The sequence below is a fragment of the Dokdonella sp. genome, assembly GCF_019634775.1.
In the GTDB taxonomy this organism is placed as follows: Bacteria; Pseudomonadota; Gammaproteobacteria; order Xanthomonadales; family Rhodanobacteraceae; genus Dokdonella.
In genome coordinates this window covers 671,165-691,803 of the sequence record NZ_JAHCAS010000001.1, presented here as the reverse complement: position 1 = coordinate 691,803, position 20,639 = coordinate 671,165, and the positions used below count along the sequence as shown (strand labels likewise).

General features: G+C 66.5%; 17 protein-coding genes and 1 tRNA gene. 13 read left to right on the top strand and 5 right to left on the bottom strand.

The window, feature by feature from the left end; genetic code table 11:
• Positions 1 to 157 precede the first annotated feature (157 nt).
• The gene (locus tag KF907_RS02950) at positions 158 to 1,873 is read right to left on the bottom strand and encodes a M28 family metallopeptidase (protein WP_291218019.1); all 1,716 of its coding nucleotides are present in this window, start codon (positions 1,871 to 1,873) and stop codon (positions 158 to 160) included.
• A gap of 149 nt (positions 1,874 to 2,022) precedes the next feature.
• Between KF907_RS02950 and trpC the strand changes: the two genes are divergently transcribed.
• Complete coding sequence (gene trpC / locus KF907_RS02945; RefSeq protein ID WP_291218017.1) at positions 2,023 to 2,820, top strand: indole-3-glycerol phosphate synthase TrpC; 798 nt, start codon at positions 2,023 to 2,025, stop codon at positions 2,818 to 2,820.
• Positions 2,817 to 3,521, top strand: coding sequence for an HAD family hydrolase (locus KF907_RS02940; protein ID WP_291218014.1), 705 nt, complete (start codon positions 2,817 to 2,819; stop codon positions 3,519 to 3,521). The genes trpC and KF907_RS02940 overlap by 4 nt, the downstream gene beginning before the upstream one ends.
• A gap of 96 nt (positions 3,522 to 3,617) precedes the next feature.
• Here KF907_RS02940 and crp read toward each other — a convergent pair whose 3' ends face one another.
• Complete coding sequence (crp, locus tag KF907_RS02935; protein WP_291220223.1) at positions 3,618 to 4,328, bottom strand: cAMP-activated global transcriptional regulator CRP; 711 nt, start codon at positions 4,326 to 4,328, stop codon at positions 3,618 to 3,620.
• 254 nt (positions 4,329 to 4,582) lie between these two features.
• Between crp and speD the strand changes: the two genes are divergently transcribed.
• Complete coding sequence (gene speD, locus KF907_RS02930; protein ID WP_291218012.1) at positions 4,583 to 5,368, top strand: adenosylmethionine decarboxylase; 786 nt, start codon at positions 4,583 to 4,585, stop codon at positions 5,366 to 5,368.
• 157 nt (positions 5,369 to 5,525) lie between these two features.
• On the opposite strand, the gene coq7 is transcribed toward speD, so the two are convergent.
• Both coq7 and KF907_RS02920 read right to left on the bottom strand, forming a co-directional pair.
• Positions 5,526 to 6,170, bottom strand: a complete 645-nt coding sequence (coq7, locus tag KF907_RS02925; protein WP_291218010.1) for a 2-polyprenyl-3-methyl-6-methoxy-1,4-benzoquinone monooxygenase — start codon at positions 6,168 to 6,170, stop codon at positions 5,526 to 5,528.
• A complete protein-coding gene (locus KF907_RS02920) occupies positions 6,167 to 7,363 on the bottom strand; it encodes a (Fe-S)-binding protein (protein WP_291218008.1) in 1,197 nt (398 codons plus the stop codon). Before KF907_RS02920 ends, coq7 begins: the two co-directional genes overlap by 4 nt.
• Before the next feature lie 363 nt (positions 7,364 to 7,726).
• Between KF907_RS02920 and rplM the strand changes: the two genes are divergently transcribed.
• The 4 genes from rplM (at position 7,727) to KF907_RS02900 (ending at position 10,726) form a co-directional block, all read left to right on the top strand.
• The gene (rplM, locus tag KF907_RS02915; RefSeq protein ID WP_291218006.1) at positions 7,727 to 8,155 is read left to right on the top strand and encodes a 50S ribosomal protein L13; all 429 of its coding nucleotides are present in this window, start codon (positions 7,727 to 7,729) and stop codon (positions 8,153 to 8,155) included.
• A gap of 71 nt (positions 8,156 to 8,226) precedes the next feature.
• Entirely contained in the window at positions 8,227 to 8,619 is a 393-nt protein-coding gene (gene rpsI, locus KF907_RS02910; RefSeq protein ID WP_291218004.1) for a 30S ribosomal protein S9, read from the top strand.
• 53 nt (positions 8,620 to 8,672) lie between these two features.
• Positions 8,673 to 8,746 (top strand) — tRNA-Gln (locus KF907_RS02905).
• A gap of 867 nt (positions 8,747 to 9,613) precedes the next feature.
• Positions 9,614 to 10,726, top strand: coding sequence for an S-(hydroxymethyl)glutathione dehydrogenase/class III alcohol dehydrogenase (locus KF907_RS02900; RefSeq protein ID WP_291218002.1), 1,113 nt, complete (start codon positions 9,614 to 9,616; stop codon positions 10,724 to 10,726).
• Positions 10,727 to 10,920: 194 nt separating this feature from the next.
• Here KF907_RS02900 and KF907_RS02895 read toward each other — a convergent pair whose 3' ends face one another.
• Positions 10,921 to 11,721, bottom strand: coding sequence for a TonB-dependent receptor (locus tag KF907_RS02895; protein ID WP_291218000.1), 801 nt, complete (start codon positions 11,719 to 11,721; stop codon positions 10,921 to 10,923).
• A 379-nt stretch (positions 11,722 to 12,100) separates the two neighbouring features.
• Here KF907_RS02895 and KF907_RS02890 point away from each other — a divergent pair, with 379 nt between their 5' ends.
• The 6 genes from KF907_RS02890 (at position 12,101) to KF907_RS02865 (ending at position 20,621) form a co-directional block, all read left to right on the top strand.
• Complete coding sequence (locus KF907_RS02890) at positions 12,101 to 13,051, top strand: hypothetical protein (RefSeq protein WP_291217998.1); 951 nt, start codon at positions 12,101 to 12,103, stop codon at positions 13,049 to 13,051.
• A gap of 56 nt (positions 13,052 to 13,107) precedes the next feature.
• Entirely contained in the window at positions 13,108 to 14,109 is a 1,002-nt protein-coding gene (locus tag KF907_RS02885) for an ATP-binding protein (RefSeq protein WP_291217995.1), read from the top strand.
• 9 nt (positions 14,110 to 14,118) lie between these two features.
• A complete protein-coding gene (locus KF907_RS02880; RefSeq protein ID WP_291217994.1) occupies positions 14,119 to 14,997 on the top strand; it encodes an NAD-dependent epimerase/dehydratase family protein in 879 nt (292 codons plus the stop codon).
• Positions 14,998 to 15,144: 147 nt separating this feature from the next.
• A complete protein-coding gene (locus KF907_RS02875; protein WP_291217991.1) occupies positions 15,145 to 17,307 on the top strand; it encodes an Ig-like domain-containing protein in 2,163 nt (720 codons plus the stop codon).
• Positions 17,308 to 17,329: 22 nt separating this feature from the next.
• Positions 17,330 to 19,231, top strand: coding sequence for a DUF1302 domain-containing protein (locus KF907_RS02870; protein ID WP_291217989.1), 1,902 nt, complete (start codon positions 17,330 to 17,332; stop codon positions 19,229 to 19,231).
• Positions 19,232 to 19,244: 13 nt separating this feature from the next.
• Complete coding sequence (locus KF907_RS02865) at positions 19,245 to 20,621, top strand: DUF1329 domain-containing protein (protein WP_291217987.1); 1,377 nt, start codon at positions 19,245 to 19,247, stop codon at positions 20,619 to 20,621.
• Positions 20,622 to 20,639 lie beyond the last annotated feature (18 nt).

The window sequence follows — 20,639 nt, the reverse complement described above, 5'->3', positions numbered from 1 at the left end:
CACAAGATCTTGATTTCTTGGGCGACTGCCGCCGTGAAGGGCAGGATCAGAGCATCCTCAAGGATGCCCTGATCCATTCCACGACGGCGTCACCGTCCTGTGCGGGCGCAGATCAAGGCGCGAGACCTTGACGGGCGAGCGGCCGAGGAAGGAGCCCCTACGGCTGTTTCGGTCGGGCGAAATCGGCGCCCGGTTTCCACTGCGGGAAGGTCGTCTCGTCGGCGAGCCTGCGGCCGACCGCGTACAGTGCTTCGAGATCCTGCACGACGCCGCGGTAGTCCCAGTTCGGGTCGTAGTTGTCGCCCGGCTTGTGGTAGCGGTTGGTCGTGTAGTCATCCGCGGCCTTGCGGCCAGCCGACTCGCCACCGTCGACGAGGTCGAGACCGCCGGCGGCATACAGTGCCGGCACGCCGGCACGTGCGAAGTTGACGTGGTCGGAACGGAAGAAGAATCCCTTTTCGGGCTCCTCGTCACCGCTGATGACACGACCCTGCGCCGCGGCCGCTTCCTCGATGTAGTCGTCGAGTTCGGACTGGCCGAGGCCGATCACGGTGATGTTCCTGGTCGGGCCGCCGACAGGCAGCGCGTCGAGGTTGATGTTGGCCACGGTCTTGTCGAGCGGGAAGCTCGGATGGGCGACATAGTAGGCGGCGCCAAGCAGACCCGACTCCTCCAGCGTGACCGCGTTGAACACGATCGAGCGCTGCGGCGGTGGTTGCTGGGCGGCGAAGGCTTCGGCGATCTCGATGATGCCGGCGACGCCGGTCGCGTTGTCGATCGCGCCGTTGTAGATGTGATCCTCGCCTTCGAGCGCGTCGTTCCTGCCGAGGTGGTCCCAGTGCGCCGTGTAGACGATTGCTTCGTCCGGGCGCGTGCTGCCTGGCAGGTAGCCGATGACGTTCTCCGAGGAGGAGTTTTCGATCGTGCTGCGATAGCGCGTGCCGAGCTTCGCATCGAGCACGGTCGGCTTGAAGCCGCGCAGGTCGGCGCTCTTCTTCAAGGCGTCGAAATCGGCACCGGCGGCGGCGAACAGGCGCCGCGCGGCGTCCTCGGTCAGCCAGCCGGCGGTGGTCAGGCGCGGACCCGGTTCTTCGCTCGGCGGCAGCGACTGGCGCGGCCCCGACCAGCCGCTTTCGACGACACCGAACGGATAACCGGCGCCCGGTGTCTCGTGGACGATGAAGGCGGCCGCGGCGCCCTTGCGCGCGGCTTCCTCGTACTTGTAGGTCCAGCGCCCGTAGTAGGTCAGCGTGCGGCCCTTGAACAGGTCGGGGTCCTGGTTGCCCCAACCTGGATCGTTGACGAGGACGATCACCGTCTTGCCCTTCACGTCGACATCGGCGTAGTCGTTCCAGTCCGGCGCGTCGACGCCGTAGCCGACGAAGACGATCGGCGAATCGACGAGGTCGACCTCGGCACTCGCGTCGAGCGTGCCGACCACCATGTCGGTGGCGAAGGCGAAGGTCTCCTTGCCCTTGGCGCCGCTGACTTCGAGTGTCGTTGCGGCCGCGTCGACGAGCGTGGTCTGGATCATCGGCACGGTCTGGAACCAGCTGCCCTTGTTGCCGGGCTTGAGGCCGATGCGTTCGAACTGGTCCTTGATGTACGCGGTTGTCGCGCGCTCGCCGATCGTTCCGGGCTTGCGGCCCTCGAACTGGTCGGAAGCCAGGCGTTCGAGGCGCGCGGCGAAATCCTCGGCCTTGATCGCCGCATCAAACTTGCCCTCCGCGGTCGGCGTGACCGGGGCGGGCCTGCTCGGCATCCCGGCGTCGGTCGTGGCCGGCGTCGAAGTTTCCGGCGCGGGAGTGGACTCCTGCTTGCCGCAGGCGGTGAGGGCCAGTGCGACGGCACAGGCAAGAGCGAGGCGAACCATGGACGGACTCCACACAGGGGCGGGTCGGTGATTCTAGCGCCGGAAGGATGGAGCGCCGGCAATCCAACGATCATCTCTGCCATTCCCCATGCCAGGCTCCATGCCTCGATCCCCGCCTTACAATGCGCGCCCCGTCGCCGGAATCCGAGATGAGCACCGACATCCTCAGCCGCATCCTCGCCCGCAAGGCCGAGGAGGTCGCCGCGCGCCAGGCGCGCCAGCCGCTCGCCGAACTCATTGCGCGCTGCCGCGACCTGCCCGACACGCGCGGTTTTGCCGCGGCGATCGAAGCGGCGATCGAGTCCGGCCGTGCGGCGGTCATCGCCGAGATCAAGAGAGCCAGTCCGAGCAAGGGCGTGATCCGTGCCGATTTCGATCCCGCTGCGATCGCGGCGAGCTATGCGCGCGCCGGCGCGACCTGCCTGTCGGTGTTGACCGATGCCGATTTCTTCCAGGGCCATGAGGACTGCCTCGTGCAGGCGCGTGGCGCATGCGCGCTGCCGGTGCTGCGCAAGGACTTCACGATCGACCCGTATCAGGTCTACGAAGCGCGCCTGATCGGCGCCGACGCAATCCTGCTGATCGTCGCCGCGCTCGATGACGCGGCCTTGCTCGAGCTGGCCCTGCTCGCCGCCGAGCTCGATCTCGACGTGCTCGTCGAGGCTCACGACGGTGACGAGCTCGAACGTGCGCTGGCCCTGCCGGTGCCGCTGATCGGCGTGAACAACCGCGACCTGCGCACCTTCGAGGTGTCGCTCGACACCTCGATCGGACTGCGCGCGCGTGTCGATGACGGTCGCGTCTTCGTCACCGAGAGCGGCATCACCACGGCGGGCGACGTCGCCCGCCTGCGTGCCGCCGGCATCGATGCTTTCCTCGTCGGCGAGACCTTCATGCGTGCTGCCGACCCCGGCGCTGCGCTGGCCGGGCTGTTCTTCCAGCCGTGAGCGCGGCCGACGACGACACCACTGCATCGATCGATGCGGTGCCGGAACCGCGCATCGTTCTGTTCGACTTCGACGGCGTGCTGATCCGCGGCGACTCGTTTGCCGCCTTCATGCGCGCGCGCTACCGGCAGGCGCCATGGCGCCTGTGCCTGGCCATGCCGCTGGCGTTGCTGGCGAGTCCGCTGGCGCTGAGCCGACGCGGACGCTGGCGGATCGTGCGCCTGCTCGTGCGCGTGAACCTGCTCGGCCTCGACGAAGCGCGTTATCGCTCGCTCGCCGCCGCCTTCGCGCGAGAGCATGCCGAACGCCCGCGCATCTTCCTGCGCGATGGCATCACCGCGCTGCGGCGGCATCTGACCAACGGCGATCGCGTCATTGTCGTCACCGGCTGCGAACAGCACGTCGCGCGCGGCCTGTTCGAGGCAATCGGCCTGGATGGTTTCGAGCTTGTTGCCTCGCGTGTGGAGCCCGGCTGGTTCGGCCTGCGCACGGCAGTGCACTGTTTCGGCCCGCGCAAGCCGCGCGAACTCGCCGCCTATGGCATCGCGTCGCCCTGGGCGGTCGCCTATACCGATTCCCCGGCCGACGCGCCGATGCTGCGCGAGGCGCAGGATGCCGTGCTCGTCAACGCCACGCCGAAGGCTTGCCGCGCTCTCGAACGTGCGCTCGGACGCAGCGTGCGGCGGGTGGAGTGGCGTTGAGCAGCACCAATGGAACCCCTGTAATGGGGGCCCGTTCACGGGCGATGTTTTCGCTTCGCGCGACCAGAAGCATCTGCGTGGCCGCGATTGCGCCGATCAGCCCTCGCTGCTGGCCCGTCGGCCGAGCACCACGATGGTCTTGCCCGACACGGTGATCATGCCTTGTTCCTCGAGCTGCTTGAGCACGCGTCCGACCATCTCGCGCGAGCAGCCGACGATGCGGCTGATTTCCTGGCGCGAGATGCGGATCTGCATGCCTTCCGGGTGCGACATCGCATCGGGCTCGTCGGTGAGGTCGATCAGTGTCTTGGCGACGCGGCCGGTCACGTCCATGAAGGCCAGGCGGCTGACCTTGCGGCTGGTGTGCAGCAAGCGGTTGGTGAGTTGCGAACCGATCGCGAACAGGATCTTCGGGCATTCCTCGCGCAGCGGACCCTCGAACAGGTTGAACATGCGTTCGTAGCCGATCTCGGCCAGTTCGCAGGGCGTGCGCGTGCGCACCATGACTTCGCGGCGCGGGGTCTCGACGAAGATGCCCATCTCGCCGATGAACTCACCGCGGTTGAGGTAGGCGAGGATCAGCTCACGCCCTTCCTCGTCCTCCGAGGACACGGTCAACGAACCGTCGATGACGTAGTAGAGGATGTTGGCCGAATCACCCGGACGGATGATCGCCGTCTTGCTCGGATAGCGGCGGCGGTGGCACATGCCAAGGAAGCGCTCCATCGCCGCGCGGTCGGGCTGCAGCGATGGTGGAGCCTGCACTTTGGAAACGTTGCGCTGCAGGGTGTAGCGGAAATCGGCCATCTTCACTCGGCTGTCTCCCAAGGCGACGCGGAGGGCACGCACAAATGCGCGAGAAATTCCATCGACTGCACCCCTGCGCGCAGTCGATCCGCATCTTATTGCAATTCCGGGCCCGGTGGGCGGGTCCGGCTCGGGACGGCGGGGCCGCGCCGGCGCGCGGAGCGCGGCGAAATGGCCGTCCCGGAGCGGTTTCATCGCCGGGGGGATTGGCCCATAATGCGCGCCCTTCCGCGGCAGCGGGTTGGAGAAGAGCCATGGTGAAGCCCATTCCGCGCCTGCGCCTGCAGGGGTTCAACAACCTCACCAAGGCGCTCAGCTTCAACATCTACGACATCTGCTACGCGGTGTCGGAAGACCAGCGCCGGCGCTACATCGAGTACATCGACGAGGCCTACAATGCCGAGCGCCTGACCGCGATCCTCACCGACGTGGCCGACATCATCGGCGCCAACATCCTCAACATCGCGCGCCAGGACTACGATCCGCAGGGTGCCAGTGTGACGATCCTCATTTCCGAGGAGCCGGTGGTCGAGAAGCTCGGCCGCGACACCATCTCCGATGCCGTCGTCGCCCATCTCGACAAGAGCCATATCACCGTCCACACCTATCCGGAGACGCATCCGCACAACGGCATTGCGACCTTCCGCGCGGACATCGACGTGTCGACCTGCGGCGTGATCTCGCCGCTGAAGGCCCTCAACTTCCTCATCGACAGCTTCGAGTCGGACATCGTCATCGCCGACTATCGCGTGCGCGGCTTCACCCGCGACGTGAAGGGCCGCAAGCACTACATGGACCATCGCATCAACTCGGTGCAGGAATACCTGGCCAAGCACATCCGGCAGAAATACGAAATGCTGGACGTGAACGTGTACCAGGAAAACATGTTCCACACGAAGATGCACGTGAAGAACTTCGACCTCGATACCTATCTGTTCGAAGCCCACGCCGACGACCTCTCGTTCAAGGAGCGTCAGCGCATCGAGGCCTTGGTCAAGCGCGAGATCGAGGAACTGTTCCACGGCCGCAATCTGGTCTGACGGCCGGGTTCAGGGGCGCGGTGCGGCTTGGTTCCATGTTCCGCCGTAGGAAACGGCTTCAGCCGTGATGCTTCTTCGTTGTGGCGTTGTACAGACAAGGCATCACGGCTGAAGCCGTTTCCTACGGTTGTATCTCTGCTGCTGCCGCTGCCGGGCCTCAAACCCGATACGCCACCTTGCGCATCACATCGGCGGCCAGACGCATCGCCGCCTTGATCGGTGGCGGCAGATCGATGCCGCCGGCGGCTTTGGCGTGGTCGGCGTGGCGGGCTTCGTCGTCCTTCATCTGCGCGACGATCGCGCGGCTGCGCTGGTCGGCGGGCGGAAGCTTGTCGAGGTGGCCTTGCAGATGCGCCTCGACCTGGCGCTCGGTCTCGACGACGAAGCCGAGGCTGACGCGATCGCCGATCAGGCCCGCGGCCGCGCCGATCGCCCAGGCGCCGCCGTACCACAGCGGATTGAGCAGGCTCGGACGATCGCCGAGTTCGGCGATGCGTTCGCCGCACCAGGCGAGGTGATCGGTTTCCTCGGCCGCCGCGTCGAGCAGTTGCCGGCGTACCGCCTCGTTGCGCGCAACCGCGGCCTGGCCGAAGTAGAGCGCCTGCGCGCAGACCTCGCCGACGTGGTTGACGCGCATCAGTCCGGCGGCGTGGCGACGTTCGCTTTCGTCGAGTTCGGCCGCTTCGATGCCGCGCGCGGGTGACGGGCGCGCGGCGATCGGCTGCGGCTGGAACATCGTGCCGAGGGCACGTTCGATCTCGACGATCACGCGGTCGAGGCGCGACAGCGGGCGGGTGCTCATGACGCGGCAGTGTCGAGCTGGCGCGCGAGCAACACAAGCGGATGCAGCACGGGAAGCGCAGCGTCGCGTTGTCGCAGGCCGTTGCCGAGAAACACGCGACAGCCGACGTTGCCGGTAAGCAGCAGGTCCGGCGCGAGCGCGGTGGCCTGGTTGAGCTTCTCCGTGCGCAGGCGGTCGGCGAGTACAGGCTGCTCGATGAAGTACGCACCGGCCGCGCCGCAGCAGCGCGGCTGTTCGGGCAGCGGCACGAGTTCGAGGCCCGGGATGCGGGCGAGCAGGGCACGTGCAGCGGCCCCGCCGTCGCCGACGCTGCCCTGCGTGCAGGCGAGGTGCCAGGCTGCGCGTTGGTGAAGCGGGCGAAAGCGCAGCGTCGCCAGGCGTTCGTCGCGCGCGATGAAGCCGGCCACGTCGTCGACGGCGAGCGTGGTGTCGAGCAGCGCCTGATCGCGCAACGGCCCCAGACAGCCGGAGGCGCTGACCAGCACGGTCGCCGCCGGCAACGCGGACAGGGTACGGCGCGTCGCTGCTTCGACTGTCCGCGCCGATTCCGCATCGCCGGCATGGCGTGCCAAGGCGCCACAGCAGACCGCACCCGCCGGCACTGTCACGCGCCAGCCCAGCGTTTCGAGGAGCATCCGTGCGGCGGCCAGGGTGTCGTGGTCGAGCTCGCGCGCGACGCAGCCCGGAAACAGGGTCAGTTCGCCGCGGATGTCCTTGCGTACGATGGCCGGTGTGCGCAGCGATGGCGGCGTCAGCGGCGCTTCGGCAGCGAGGCGTCGCGCGCGCGAACCTTTCGGCAGCAGGCGCGCCAGGGCTGGCAGCCAGCGGCCGGCCCGCGTCCACGTGCCGAGTCGGGCGAGTAGGGTCAGGCGACGCGGATCGAAGCGGTGCGGTCGATCCACCCGTTCCGCCCACAAGCGCGCGCGCGCGCCGTCGATGAGCTCGCCGTAGCGGACCTGCGAGGGACAGACCTTCTGGCAGGACAGGCAGGACAGGCAGTGATCGAGATGTTCCAGCGCCGAAGACGATGGCGGCTCGCCGGCAGCGATGCGACGGATCAGGGCGATGCGCCCGCGCGGTGATTCGGCCTCATGGCGACTGAGCCGGTAGGTCGGGCAGTGCGGCAGGCACAGGCCGCACATCACGCACTGGTCGGCCAGGGTGAGCAGGCGCGCGTCGGGCGGAGTGGGCATGCCGCATGCTAGGGATGCCCTGACCCATTCCGCAATGGCGTCATGACATCCGCAAGGGTCGCTTGCGGGCCTTGCGGATGTCACCCCGTCATTGGGAATCAAAAGCCTGGGGCCGCCCTGTGCGGGCGCAGCCCGGCGTTGCGCCGGCTCGACAGACGGCCAGTCTGGCTTTGCCCTCGCGCCTTGATCTGCGCCCGCACAGGACGGTGACGCCGTTGTGGGATTGATCAGAACATCCGTGGCGATGGCGGTTCGCCGCCCGGGGCCGAAGTGGCCGGGACGCTTGCGCCACCCGGGACGTTCCGCTATTCTCCCGCGCCTTTCGCCGCATCCAGCCCGCCTCAGGGCACCCAAGGTTTTGACATGAAGACGATCAGCGCCAAGCCCGAAACCGTGAAGCGCGACTGGTTCGTGGTCGATGCCACGGACAAGACGCTCGGTCGCCTGTCCACGGAAATCGCCCACCGCCTGCGCGGCAAGCACAAGCCCGTGTTCACCACGCATGTCGACACTGGCGATTTCGTCGTCGTCGTCAATGCTGAGAAGGTTGCCGTGACCGGCAACAAGCTTGACGCCAAGAATTACCACCGTTTCACCGGTTATGTCGGCAACCTCAAGACGACTTCGCTGAAGGACATGCTGGCGACTCATCCCGAGCGCGTCATCGAGATCGCCGTCAAGGGCATGCTGCCGAAGAATCCGCTCGGCCGGGCGATGTACCGCAAGCTCAAGGTCTACGCCGGCCCGAACCACCCGCATGCGGCGCAGCAGCCGCAGGTGCTCGAGGTCTGAGCCAGGCATCGCCGTGGGCTCGTCCGCGGCACCCCACTCTTTATAAATAGACAAGAACCAGCGAACGTCAAATGGCTATCCAGCAGAACTACGGCACCGGCCGTCGCAAGTCCTCCGCCGCCCGCGTCTTCCTGCGCAAGGGCAGTGGCGCGATCGTCGTCAACGGCAAGCCGCTCGACACCTTCTTCGGCCGCGAGACGGCGCGCATGATCGTGCGCCAGCCGCTGCAGCTCGTCGAAGCCACCGAGAAGTTCGACGTCCTCGTGACGGTCGCCGGCGGCGGCACCACCGGCCAGGCCGGCGCGATCCGCCTCGGCATCGCCCGCGCCCTCGTCGAATACGACGAGAACCTCAAGGCCCCGCTGCGCAAGGCCGGTTTCATGACCCGCGACGCCCGCGAGGTCGAGCGCAAGAAGGTCGGCCTGCGCAAGGCCCGCCGCGCGACGCAGTACTCGAAGCGCTGATCGAAACGCTTTCGCCAGGTCGGGATGTTTCCCGGCCCGGCATCCCGGTTCATTGGGAGATCGTCTAACGGTAGGACAACGGACTCTGACTCCGTTTATCTAGGTTCGAATCCTAGTCTCCCAGCCATACGCAAGAAGGCCCGCTCCAGGCGGGCCTTCTTGCGTATGGCTGGGAGACTGGCGTGATGGCAGAACCTTTGTTCGACGCTTTCGGCAGGATTGCCGAAAGCGAACGGCGCGCAGCGCCGGGCCCGAAGGGCCGAGCGCCATGGATGGCGCGAGTCATCCTGGTCTCCCAAGGCAGAAGGGCCCACCTCAAGCGGGCCTTCTTGCGTATGGCTGGGAGACTGGCGTGATGGCAGAACCTTTGTTCGACGCTTTCGGCAGGATTGCCGAAAGCGAACGGCGCGCAGCGCCGGGCCCGAAGGGCCGAGCGCCATGGATGGCGCGAGTCATCCTGGTCTCCCAAGGCAGAAGGGCCCGCCTCAAGCGGGCCTTCTTGCGTATGGCTGGGAGACTGGCGTGATGGCAGAACCTTTGTTCGACGCTTTCGGCAGGATTGCCGAAAGCGAACGGCGCGCAGCGCCGGGCCCGAAGGGCCGAGCGCCATGGATGGCGCGAGTCATCCTGGTCTCCCAAGGCAGAAGGGCCCGCCTCAAGCGGGCCTTCTTGCGTATGGCTGGGAGAGTGGCGTGATGGCAGAACCTTTGTTCGACGCTTTCGGCAGGATTGCCGAAAGCGAACGGCGCGCAGCGCCAGTGGCCGCACCTGTCGCCGGGCCATGCTGCGCAATGCGAGAAGCGTGCGGAAAGGCATCTTCCCGGGTGCCCCTTGAACACGCGTGCAGGCGTGATGCATCCACGACTGCTGAGCTATTCGAGGATCGTCGCTGCTGTCGCCTATCCCGCCCCACCCCCAATACGCCATCATTACCCGACCGCCCCGCGTCCGCATCGTCGTGGCGTGAATCCATCGAACAACGGGAGACATCCGGATGAAGACGAGAGCCGCCGTGGCATGGGAGGCCGGCAAGCCGCTGGCGATCGAGGAGGTCGAACTGGCCGGACCGAAGGCCGGCGAGGTGCTGGTACGCATCGTCGCGACCGGGGTCTGTCATACCGATGCCTTCACGCTGTCGGGCGCCGATCCCGAAGGCCTGTTCCCGGCAATCCTCGGCCACGAGGGCGGCGGTATTGTCGAGGAGGTCGGCGCGGGGGTGACCAGCGTTGTGCCGGGCGATCACGTCATCCCGCTGTACACGCCGGAATGCGGCACCTGCAAGTTCTGCCTGTCGGGCAAGACCAATCTCTGCCAGGCGATCCGCGCGACCCAGGGCCGGGGCCTGATGCCCGACGGCACTTCGCGCTTCTCGATGAACGGCAAGCCGATCCTGCACTACATGGGTTGCAGCACATTCTCCGAATACACCGTGCTGCCTGAGATCGCGCTGGCGAAGATCAACAAGGCCGCGCCACTCGACAAGGTCTGCCTGCTCGGTTGTGGCGTCACCACCGGCATCGGTGCGGTGCTCAACACCGCGAAGGTCACGCCGGGCTCGACGGTCGCCGTGTTCGGCCTTGGCGGCATCGGCATGTCGGTGATCCAGGGCGCGGTGATGGCCAAGGCCGGGCGCATCCTCGCGATCGACATGAACCCGGACAAGTTCGAGATGGCAAAGCTGCTCGGGGCAACCGACTTCATCAATCCCAAGGACCATCCGGACACGCCGATCCAGCAGGTCATCGTCGAGCTGACCGATGGTGGCGTCGATTACTCGTTCGAGTGCATCGGCAACGTCAACGTGATGCGTTCTGCGCTGGAGTGTTGCCACAAGGGCTGGGGTGAGTCGATCATCATCGGCGTTGCCGGTGCCGGCCAGGAGATCTCGACGCGTCCATTCCAGCTCGTCACCGGCCGTGTCTGGCGCGGTTCGGCGTTCGGTGGCGTCAAGGGCCGGTCGCAGTTGCCGGGCTACGTCGATCGCTACATGGCTGGGGAGTTCAGGATCGACGAGTTCGTCAGCGAGGTGCTGCCGCTCGAGCAGATCAACCACGCCTTCGATCTCATGCACGAGGGCAAGGTGATCCGCTCGGTGATCCGCTACTGAATCGGGCACAGGGCGAGTTGCCGTTGAGGATGCACTGATTTCACCCTTCGCGGCTGAAATCGCCCCCACGAAATCAAGTCCTTGTGTGCGGCTTCAGCCGCGAAGGGATCTGATCTGACCTTTCCAGGGTTTTTGCAGGAAACGCCTTGAGGCGTGATGCTTCTTTGGGCGTTGTACGGCAGAGCATCCTTAGGTCAGAACGCCAGCGTCAGGCCCGCGGACGGGCCGCGCACGACGAGATCGAGCCGGCCGTTCCAGCTCGGTTTCGCGTAGTCGGCGTCGAGCTTGAACCAGTCATGGCCGAGCTGCGCACCGAGGTGCGTGCTGATGCGGTATTCGGCGAATATGCCGGCGCGCGTGAAACGGGCGTCGACGTTGCCGATGTCGGCCTTGAACGCCTGCACGTAGCCGCCGAGCCGCCAGTGTCCGCCTGGCGTGGCGAGCAAGCGCAGGCCAAGCGCGGGCGAGCCGCCTTCGGCGCGCGTGTGGACGTCGGCGATCGGCGTGCCGTGGCTGCGGATGCGGATGCGCGCCCTCGCCCAGTGCGCGCCGATCTGCGCGCCTACACGCAATGAAGGCGTCTCGACGACCGCGTATTCATACGAGAGCGTGGAGAGGCTGAAGTCGAAGCGACCACTGACCAAGGTGTCGATCGGGAAGGTCTGACCGTCGTAGCGGATCGTTTCGTCGATCACCGTAGAGCGGCGGCGCTCGAGGTCGTAGTGGTTGAACACCAGGCGATGGCGGTCGCCGAGGCGCAGCATGCCGTCGAGACGCAATCGTGTGGTCTTGCGCGCAAGGGCGAAGCGGTCCTCGAAGTCGAGGGTTTCACCACGCAGATCGCCGGCATCCGCGCTGACCCGGGTGTGCGAGGTCGGGTGGAAACCCGATGCGGTCAACGCGAAGCGGTCGTCGTCGGCATGTGCCGGCGCGACGAGGCTCGTGCAGGCGAGCACGACGATGGCGATGGACAGGGCGGATGCGGGCAGGCGCATGGGTTATCCGTATTCGGGGTCGAAGGTCGCCTGGTTCGACTCGGGCGGCCTGAAGCCTATCGATCGCGCTGAAGGCGTTCTCACAGGGCTGCGTTTGCGGGAGCTGCTCCGGCCGCAGTCGAAGCAGTCCATGTCGATCATGACATGACACATGCGCGCTGGTCTGCGCTGCGGTCACGTCGTCATCGGGAATCAAGAGGTTGGGGCCATCCTGTGCGGGCGCAGCTCGGCGCTGCGCCGGCTCGACAGACGGCCAGTCTGCCTTCGCCGTCGCCCCTTGATATGCGCCTGCACAAGACGGTGGCGCCGTTGTGGGATTGATCAGAACATACCTAGACTGCGGCCTTCGGTTGCAGCGTGCCGCTGCCGGGAGTGCATCATGGTCGATGTTGGCTGGTATTTGCTCGGTATCCTCGTGCTGCTGCTCGGCACCGACGCCTTCGCCAAGGGGTTTGCTGCGCTGTGTGCACGTCGTGCCGTGCAGGGGTTTGCGTTTGCCCTGGGTGCGAGCGCGCTCAATGCGATCGTGCCGGCGGCGGCCATCGTGGTGGCCGCGCTGTTCGTCGATGCGCGAGCGCTTGCGCTCGGCAGCCTCGTCGGAGGCGCAATCGCCCAGTTGGGCCTCGTGCTGGGTCTGGCCGCAATGCTCGCGCCGCTGCGCCTGCGCCTGAGGACCTTCGTGCACGCGATCCCGTTGATCGCGCTGGCTACGGTCCTGTTCGGAGTGCTGGTCTTCGACGGCTTGCTTGCGGCGCTCGATGCCGGCCTGCTCGGCACAGCGACGCTGGTCGCCATGGTCCTGCTTGCACGCGACACCGGCCGCGAACGCATCGCCGCGCGCGCCCTGTTCGACGGCGATGCGGTACGCGCCGCTTCCGGCCTGCTCGCGGTACGCAGCCTGGTTGGTCTGGGCCTGGTTGGTCTCGGTGCCTGGTTGCTCGTGGGCGCCGCCCTTGGCCTGGCCGCGGGCCTCGAATCGGGCACGCTGCTCGTCGGACTGCTGCTGCTCGGCCCGGCCGCAGCCATCGCCGGCTTGCCGGCGGCGCTCGTGCACGCGCGCCGCGGCCATGGCGATTTCGCCGTCGGCCAGGTGCTGTTCGGCGCGCTTGCCAACGTGCTGCCGCTGCCGGCCTTGCTCGTGCTGGCCGCCGGGCCACTGGTGACCGGTGCGGCCCTGTCCAATCTCGAACTGCCGGCCCTGCTCGCCTTGTCCGTTGCGGTCTACCCGATGATGCGCAACGACGGTGAGCTGTCGCGTCGCGAGGGCCTGGTCCTGGTCGCCGCATTCGCCACTTTCATCGTCATCGAAATGCTGCTGCTGATGGCTTGAGCGGGCATATACTCGCCGCCTGCGCGGGCGCTGAGGGAGGTCGTCGGATGGTCTGGATGGGCTGGCTGGTTGCGGCGATCGCTGTCTGCATCGCCGTGTGGCTGTATCTGCAGTTGCGCAAGGAAAGAGCGACCACGCGGCATCTCGACGACGAGTTGGTCGATGCGCTGGGCGAGGTCGATACCTTGCGCGCGATCCAGGCACAGCTGGTTCCGGCCAGTGAAGAGGCGCTACTCGGGCGGCTCGCATCCGGCTTCGTGACCGACGTGCAGGCGCCGCTCGCCGAGGCCGTGGCGCGGGTTGGTGTGGTCGGTACCTCGCTCGACGACTATCGCGCCCTGGTCAAGGCCTACGACAACGCCGTGCAGTATTGCCTGCAACCGGTCGAGATGATCTTCGGTGCCGACAAGGCCGGCCTCGACCAACTCGTCGGCCATGTCGAGGATGCGCGCCGCAAGCTGTTCACGGCACGTGCCGCCCTCGACAAGAGCAACCTTCTGGTCGACGCGTGCCAGCGACTCGACGAAGTCGAACGGGCGCTGGTCGGATCGGATGCGTTGGCCTCGGCGTTGCGAATGGCGGTGCAGGCGCCGGCCGCCGGCAACGCGACCGGCAGCGATCCGGTGGCTGCGCTCGATGCCGCTCTGACGCTCGCGTCCCGTGTGTGGGCTGGGCGCATCGAGATCGTGCGCGACTACGCCGACCTGCCGAGGGTGAGCTTGCCGGTCGACCAGCTCACGCGTGCCTTCATCCAGCTCGCCAACAATGCCGCCGCGGCGATGGACGGCGAAGGTCGCCTCGTCGTGCAGGCGCGCGCAAACCCCTCGCGCGGCGTGGAAATCAGTTTCACCGACAGCGGCAGCGGCATCGACGAGGACGTACTGCCGAGCATCTTCGAGCCTTACTTCACGACCAGGCCCGGCGCCGCCGGCCTGGGTCTTGCCAGTGTCCGCAATCTGGTCAAGGCGCATGGCGGATCGGTGACCGTGCGCACGAAACCGGGCGAGGGTTCGACCTTCACGCTCGTGCTCCCGGTTGATTCCACGCCAGTGAACTGAACCCCGCGCATGGGCGCCTGTCTCGTCCTCGGCGCGAGCGGCCAGATCGGCCGTTTCCTCGTGCCGGCCTTGCTCGATGACGGCCATGAGGTGCATGCGTTGAGCCGCATCGCGCGCAGCGCGCGGCACCCGCGCCTGCGCTGGCTGCAGGGCGATCTTCATGCGTCCGCGCCGGATTTGCCGGATATCTCGGTGGTTTTCAGTCTTGGTCCGCTCGACGGACTGGCGCGTTGGCTGGCGTCGGCGCGCCTTGATGCGCGCGCTCGCGTGATCGCGTTCGGCTCGATGAGCGTGGACAGCAAGCGCGATTCTGCCGATGCCGGCGAACGCGTGCTGGCTGCACGCCTGCTCGAGGCGGAGCGCGCAGTGGCTGTGGTTTGCGCGGCGCAATCGCGTGCATGGACCGTGTTGCGGCCGACTCTGATCTATGGTGCCGGCCTCGATCGCAGCCTGACTCCGATCGCACGCCTCGGTCGGCGCTGGCACGTGCTGCCTGCGTTGCCGGCGGCGAGTGGCCTGCGTCAGCCCGTGCATGCCGCGGATCTTGCCGAGGCATGTCTTGCGCTGTGGAAACGTGGTGTCGGACAGGATCGCACCTATGCACTCGGCGGTGGCGAGCGCCTCGCCTTCGCAACGATGCTCGCGCGCCTGCGTGCATCGCTCGGTGTGCCCTGCCTTGGCATACCCCTGCCACTTCGTGCGCTCGATGTGGCATGGCCGCTATGGGGTCGCCTGCGCTCCGGTGGCTTGCCGGGGCGTGCCGCCCTGACACGCCTGCGCCAGGACCTCATCACCGACGACGCCGAGGCGCGTGCCGACTTCGGCTGGTCGCCACGTGGTTTCGCGCCGCAACCGGGCACCTGGGACGAGGTGCCGGACGAGTACTGACGAGTACACCATTCCTGAGCGTATGGTGCGCCGCAACATGCTGATGTAACTAGGAAATTTCGGTTAAGCGAGCGTTGCCAACAGGCGTTTGAACGGCCTAAGATGCCAAGCCGGTTTCATCATGCGAACACTACGAAGGGGATACCCATGCAGGCTCGATTGATCGCGGCAGTCCTGCTGCCGTCACTGCTTCTGGTCGCGTGCGGCGGCGGAAGCAACAGCCCGCGCGCCGTCGACACGCCGCCCGCGACCAACAACAACGGCTCGCCGGTCACCGGCGTCATCACCGCGCGCTTCGATCCGAGTGCCAGCGTCATCCCGTTCCCGAACAACCTTCTGCTGTCGGGTACGACGGATCTCACGCTCAACATCCCGGTGCCGAATCCGAGCGACTACGCCAATCCGCGCGTTGCGATCAACGCGCTCGACGGCTGGAGCACGGTGTCGCCGATGACGACCACCTTCTCCGCGCCGCCGAAGCCGTCGAGCATCGTTCCCGGCTCCAGTGTGCGCGTGTTCCAGGTCACCCTGAGTGGCCCTGGAGGCGGCGTCACCGGGGTGACTGCCGAACTGCAGGCGGGCACCGATTTCGTCACCGCGCTGGCGTCGTCCGACACGACCGGGCGCACCCTGGCGATCGTCCCGACGCGACCGCTCAAGCAGGTGACCTCGTATCTGGTCGTGCTCACCAACGGCATCACCGACAACGCCGGCAACGACGCCACGTCGGACCAGGCCTACTTCCTGTCCAAGCGCACGACGCCGCTGTGCGTCAATGGCGTCTCCCAGGAGCCGCTGCTGCCGAACGCGACCGCCTGCGCGCTCGAGCCGCTGCGCCAGTTGACGAATTCGCACCTGGCCGCCGCGGCTGGCGCCGGGATTCCGCGCGATCGCGTGGTGCTGACCTGGGTGGCAACCACGCAGAGCATCACGCCGGTCATCGGCGCCGTGCAGACGCGCACTGCGGCTTCGCCGGCGGCGGCGACTGCGCTCGCTCCGACCGGCCTTACCCTGGCGCAGATCAACGCCGCGCTGCCGCCGGTCGCCGATGTCTACATCGGCACGATCGATCTGCCGTACTACCTCGGTGCGCCGAGCGCGGCCGCGCCGACCGCACCACTGACCGGTTTCTGGCGTGCCGCACCGGGCGCCTATGTGCCGCCCTTCAACGGCTTTGGTCTCGATCCGACCTCCACCTTCGTCACCTATGCCAATCCGTTGCCGGTGGCCAATTCAACACAGAAGGTGCCCCTGCTGCTGACCGTCCCGAATGCGGCATCGGGCCGCACCAAGCCGGCTGCTGGCTGGCCGGTGGTGATCTACCAGCATGGCATCACGCGTGATCGCACCGATGCATTTGCCGTCGCCGGCACGCTCGCCGCGCAGGGCTTCGCGGTGATCGCGATCGACGCGCCGCTGCACGGCATCACCAATCCGGCGAGCCCGCTCAACATCGCCAATACGCCGTTCGCCGCGGCCGGCGCACGCGAGCGCACGTTCAACGTCGACTACATCAACAACACGACCGGCGCCGCCGGCCCCGACGGTGTCATCGACTCGTCGGGCGCGCACTTCATCAACCTGTCGAGCCTGCTGACTTCGCGCGACAACATCCGCCAGGCCGCCGCCGACCTGCTCGTGCTGGCCCGGGCGATTCCGACGATGGGGGTGCAGACCGTCAGCTTCGACGGCACGCGCATCAGCTTCGTCGGCCAGTCGCTCGGCGGCATCATCGGCACGGTGTTCATGAGTGTGCAGCCGAACGTGCAGACCGCCCTGCTGAACGTGCCGGGTGGTGGCATTGCGCGCATGCTCGAAGCCTCGCCGACCTTCGGGCCGCGCATCCGCGCCGGCCTCGCCGCCAGCGCGGGCCTGCAGCCCAACACGCCGGACTACGATTCCTTCTTCGGCGCGGCGCAGACCGTCATCGACTCGGCCGATCCGGTCAACTTCGCCAACTCGGCGAACACCAGCCTGCTTGCGACCAAGCGCCTGCTGCTGCAGGAAGTCGTCGGTGGCGGCAGCGTGCTGCCCGATCAGGTCATCCCGAACAGTGTGGCCGGCGCGCCGCTGTCCGGTACCGAGCCGCTGATTCGCACGCTCGGCCTCGCCTCGATCACGCAGACCACTCAGTCGGCCAGCGGCATCCGCGGCGCGGTGCGCTTCATCGTCGGCGACCATGGTTCGTTGCTGAGCCCGACCGCTTCGGCTGCGGCCACCGCCGAAATGCAGGGTGAGATGGCCAGTCTGCTGGTCAGCGGCGGCACCGCCGTGCAGATCGCCAATCCGTCCGTCATCCGTACGCAGTAAGTCCGGCCAGGGGAATCCGAAAATGACACGTAACACACTCATCCCGACCGGCCGGCGCTTGCGCGCGCCGGTGCGCAACGCCCTCGCCATGGCGACCCTCCTGGCCTTTGCCGGCCTTGCTGGGACCGCGCAGGCCCTCGAGTTCGGCGACCAGGACGGCTTCCACGGCAGCGTCAACACGACGATCGGCTGGGGCATGGCCTGGCGTACCGAGGATGCCGCCGACGATCTGATCGGCAAGGCGCAGTTTGATCCGACCGTCAGCGCGCTCGGCCTCGGTTCGGCCGCACAGCGCGCTGCACGCGGTCGCTACTCGGTCAACGGCGACGACGGCAATCTCGCCTACGACCAATGGTCACCGATCTCCAACGCGATCAACGCAACCGTCGAGCTCAGCCTGCGCTACGGCGCAAACTGGGGCGCCTTCGTGCGCGGTTACGGGTTCTACGACTTCGAGAACAACGATCGCGACGATCTGTCGAGGGCGGCGAAGAACCGCGTCGGCACGCAGACGCGCATCCTCGACGCCTTTGTCTTCCACAACTTCAGTCTCGCCGAGCGCGAAGGCACCATTCGTCTCGGCCAGCAGGTCGTCAGCTGGGGTGAGAGCACCTTCATCCAGGGCGGCATCAACGCGATCAACCCGGTCGACGTGTCCAAGCTGCGTGTCGCCGGCGCGGAACTGAAGAATGCGTTCCTGCCCGTGCATATGCTGTGGTCGTCGTACACGTTCACCGACAACTTCTCGGGCGAACTCGTCTACCTGTTCGATTTCCGCCGCACCGACCCGGATCCGGTCGGCAGCTACTTCTCGACCAACGACTTCGCGGTCATGGGCGGTCGCTACGTCATGCTGAACTTCGGCACGGTGCCGCAGCCGGTGATCAATCCGGATCTGTACGACGAGGTTTGCGGCCTTGGCAACTACGCCGCCAGCGATACCAGCCTGCCGCTGGCCCTGGTCGCCGCCGGCTGTTCGGCTGCTTTCCCGCGTACGGCCACGCGCAACCCGAAGAAGAGCGGGCAGGGCGGCTTCGCCTTGCGCTATCTCGCCGAAGGCCTCAACAACACCGAGTTCGGTTTCTACGCGTTGAACTACCACAGCCGCGTACCGTTGATCAGCGGCATCTCGGTGGTCAATTCGGCACCGAGTTCGGGTTCGTTCTTCACCGAGTATCCGGAGAACATCCATCTGTTCGGCGTCAGCTTCAACACCCAGCTCGAGTCCACCGGCATCGCCCTGCAGGGCGAGTTGAGCTACCGCCCGAACCAGCCGTTCCAGATCGACGACGTCGAATTGCTGTTCGCCGGCCTGTCGCCGCTCAACGTGCTGCTGCCGCAACCCTACCTGCGCTTCTACAGCCAGCTCGGCCAGTACGGGCCGGGTGAGGAGATCCGCGGCTACGAGCGCCACAAGATCGCGCAGTTGCAGTTCACTGCGACCAAGGTGCTCGGCCCGGGCAACTTCCTCGGTTCCGACCAGCTCGCCATGGTCGGCGAGGTCGGTTTCACCCATGTCGACCTGCCGGACAACCTGCGCTTCAACGGCGATGGCACCGACACCGGCGGTGGTCCAGACGTGAACACCGGCAGCGGGCGCAATCCGATCACCCAGGTCGGTGGCTTCCCCACGCGGTTCTCATGGGGCTATCGCCTGGCCATGCGTGCCGACTACAACAACGTCTGGGGCACGCCGGTGAACCTGTCGCCGCGCATCGCCTTCAACCACGATGTCAACGGCATCACGCCGGGGCCAGGCGGCAGCTTCCTCGATGGTCGCAAGTCGGTCACGATCGGTGCCGAGGCCAACTACCTCAATCGCTGGGTGTTCGACCTTGCCTACACCAATTTCTTCGGTGGCGGCCATTTCAATCTGATCCATGACCGCGATTTCGTGCAGATCGCCGCGCGCTATTCGTTCTGAGGGGGACGAGACCATGACGATGTTGAAGAAGGCGGGACTCGCCGCCGTGATCGCCGCAGCGATGATCGGCAACGCGGCACTGGCCAAGGTTGGTGCCGACGAGGCGAAGAAGCTCGGCACCACGCTGACCCCGTTGGGTGCCGAGCAGGCCGGCAACGCGGCCGGCACGATCCCGGCCTGGGATGGTGGCATCAAGCAGCCCCCGAGCGGCTACAAGGTCGGCATGCACCATCCCGATCCATTTGCCGGCGACAAGCCCGTACTGACGATCACTGCCGCCAATCACCAGCAGCACGCCGATCAGCTCACTCCGGGCCAGATCGCCATGTTCGGCAAGTACGCGGACTGGAAGATGGTCGTCTATCCGACCCGGCGCTCGGCCTCGAACCCGCAGCGCGTCTACGACATGACCATCAAGAACGCGACCACCGGAGAGCTCGTCGGCGCCGGTGACGGCGTCGCCAACGTCGCCGAGGGCATTCCGTTCCCGATCCTCGACCGCGATCCGGCCGTCGCCGGCGCGCAGGCGATCTGGAACCACAAGCTCAAGTACAAGGGTGTCTCGCTGCAGCGATGGGCGAACCAGGCTCCGGTGACTGCCAACGGCACGTTCTCGCTGGTGCGCGTCAAGGAAGAACTGCTCGGCCTCTACTACAAGCCGAACGCAACACTTGCCGACATCAACAACGTGCTCGTCTATTTCTACCAGGAAGTTGTTTCACCGCCGCGCCTTGCCGGCCAGGTGCTGCTCGTGCACGAGACCCTGAACTCGCAGATCGGTCCGCGCCAGGCCTGGGTGTACAACCCTGGTCAGCGCCGCGTGCGTCGTGCGCCGAACATCGCCTACGACAATCCCGGCACGGCGTCGGACAACCTGCGCACCACCGACATGACCGACATGTTCAACGGCGCGCTCGACCGCTACGACTGGAAGTACGTCGGCAAGAAGGAAATGTACGTGCCGTACAATTCCTACAAGGCGCACAGTGCAGACAGCAAGATCGCTGACCTGGTCAAGCCGGGCTACATCAACCCGGATTACCTGCGTTACGAACTGCACCGCGTGCATGTGGTCGAGGCGAACGTCAAGCCGGGCCAGCGCCACATCAATCCGAAGCGTGTGTTCTTCATCGACGAGGACAGCTGGCAGCTCCTCATCGTCGACCACTACGATGGGCAAGGCAAGCTGTGGCGCTATTCCGAAGCGCCGAGCGTGAACTACTACGAAGTGCCGGTGTTCTGGTCGACGCTGGAGACGCATCACGACCTCAAGTCGGGCCGCTACCTCGCGGTCGGCCTCGACAACGAGGACAAGATGTACGACTTCTCGTTCCAGACCACGCCGGACATGTTCTCGGTGCAGTCGTTGCGCCAGCGCGGCTTCCAGTAATCGGCGTGCATCAAGTCG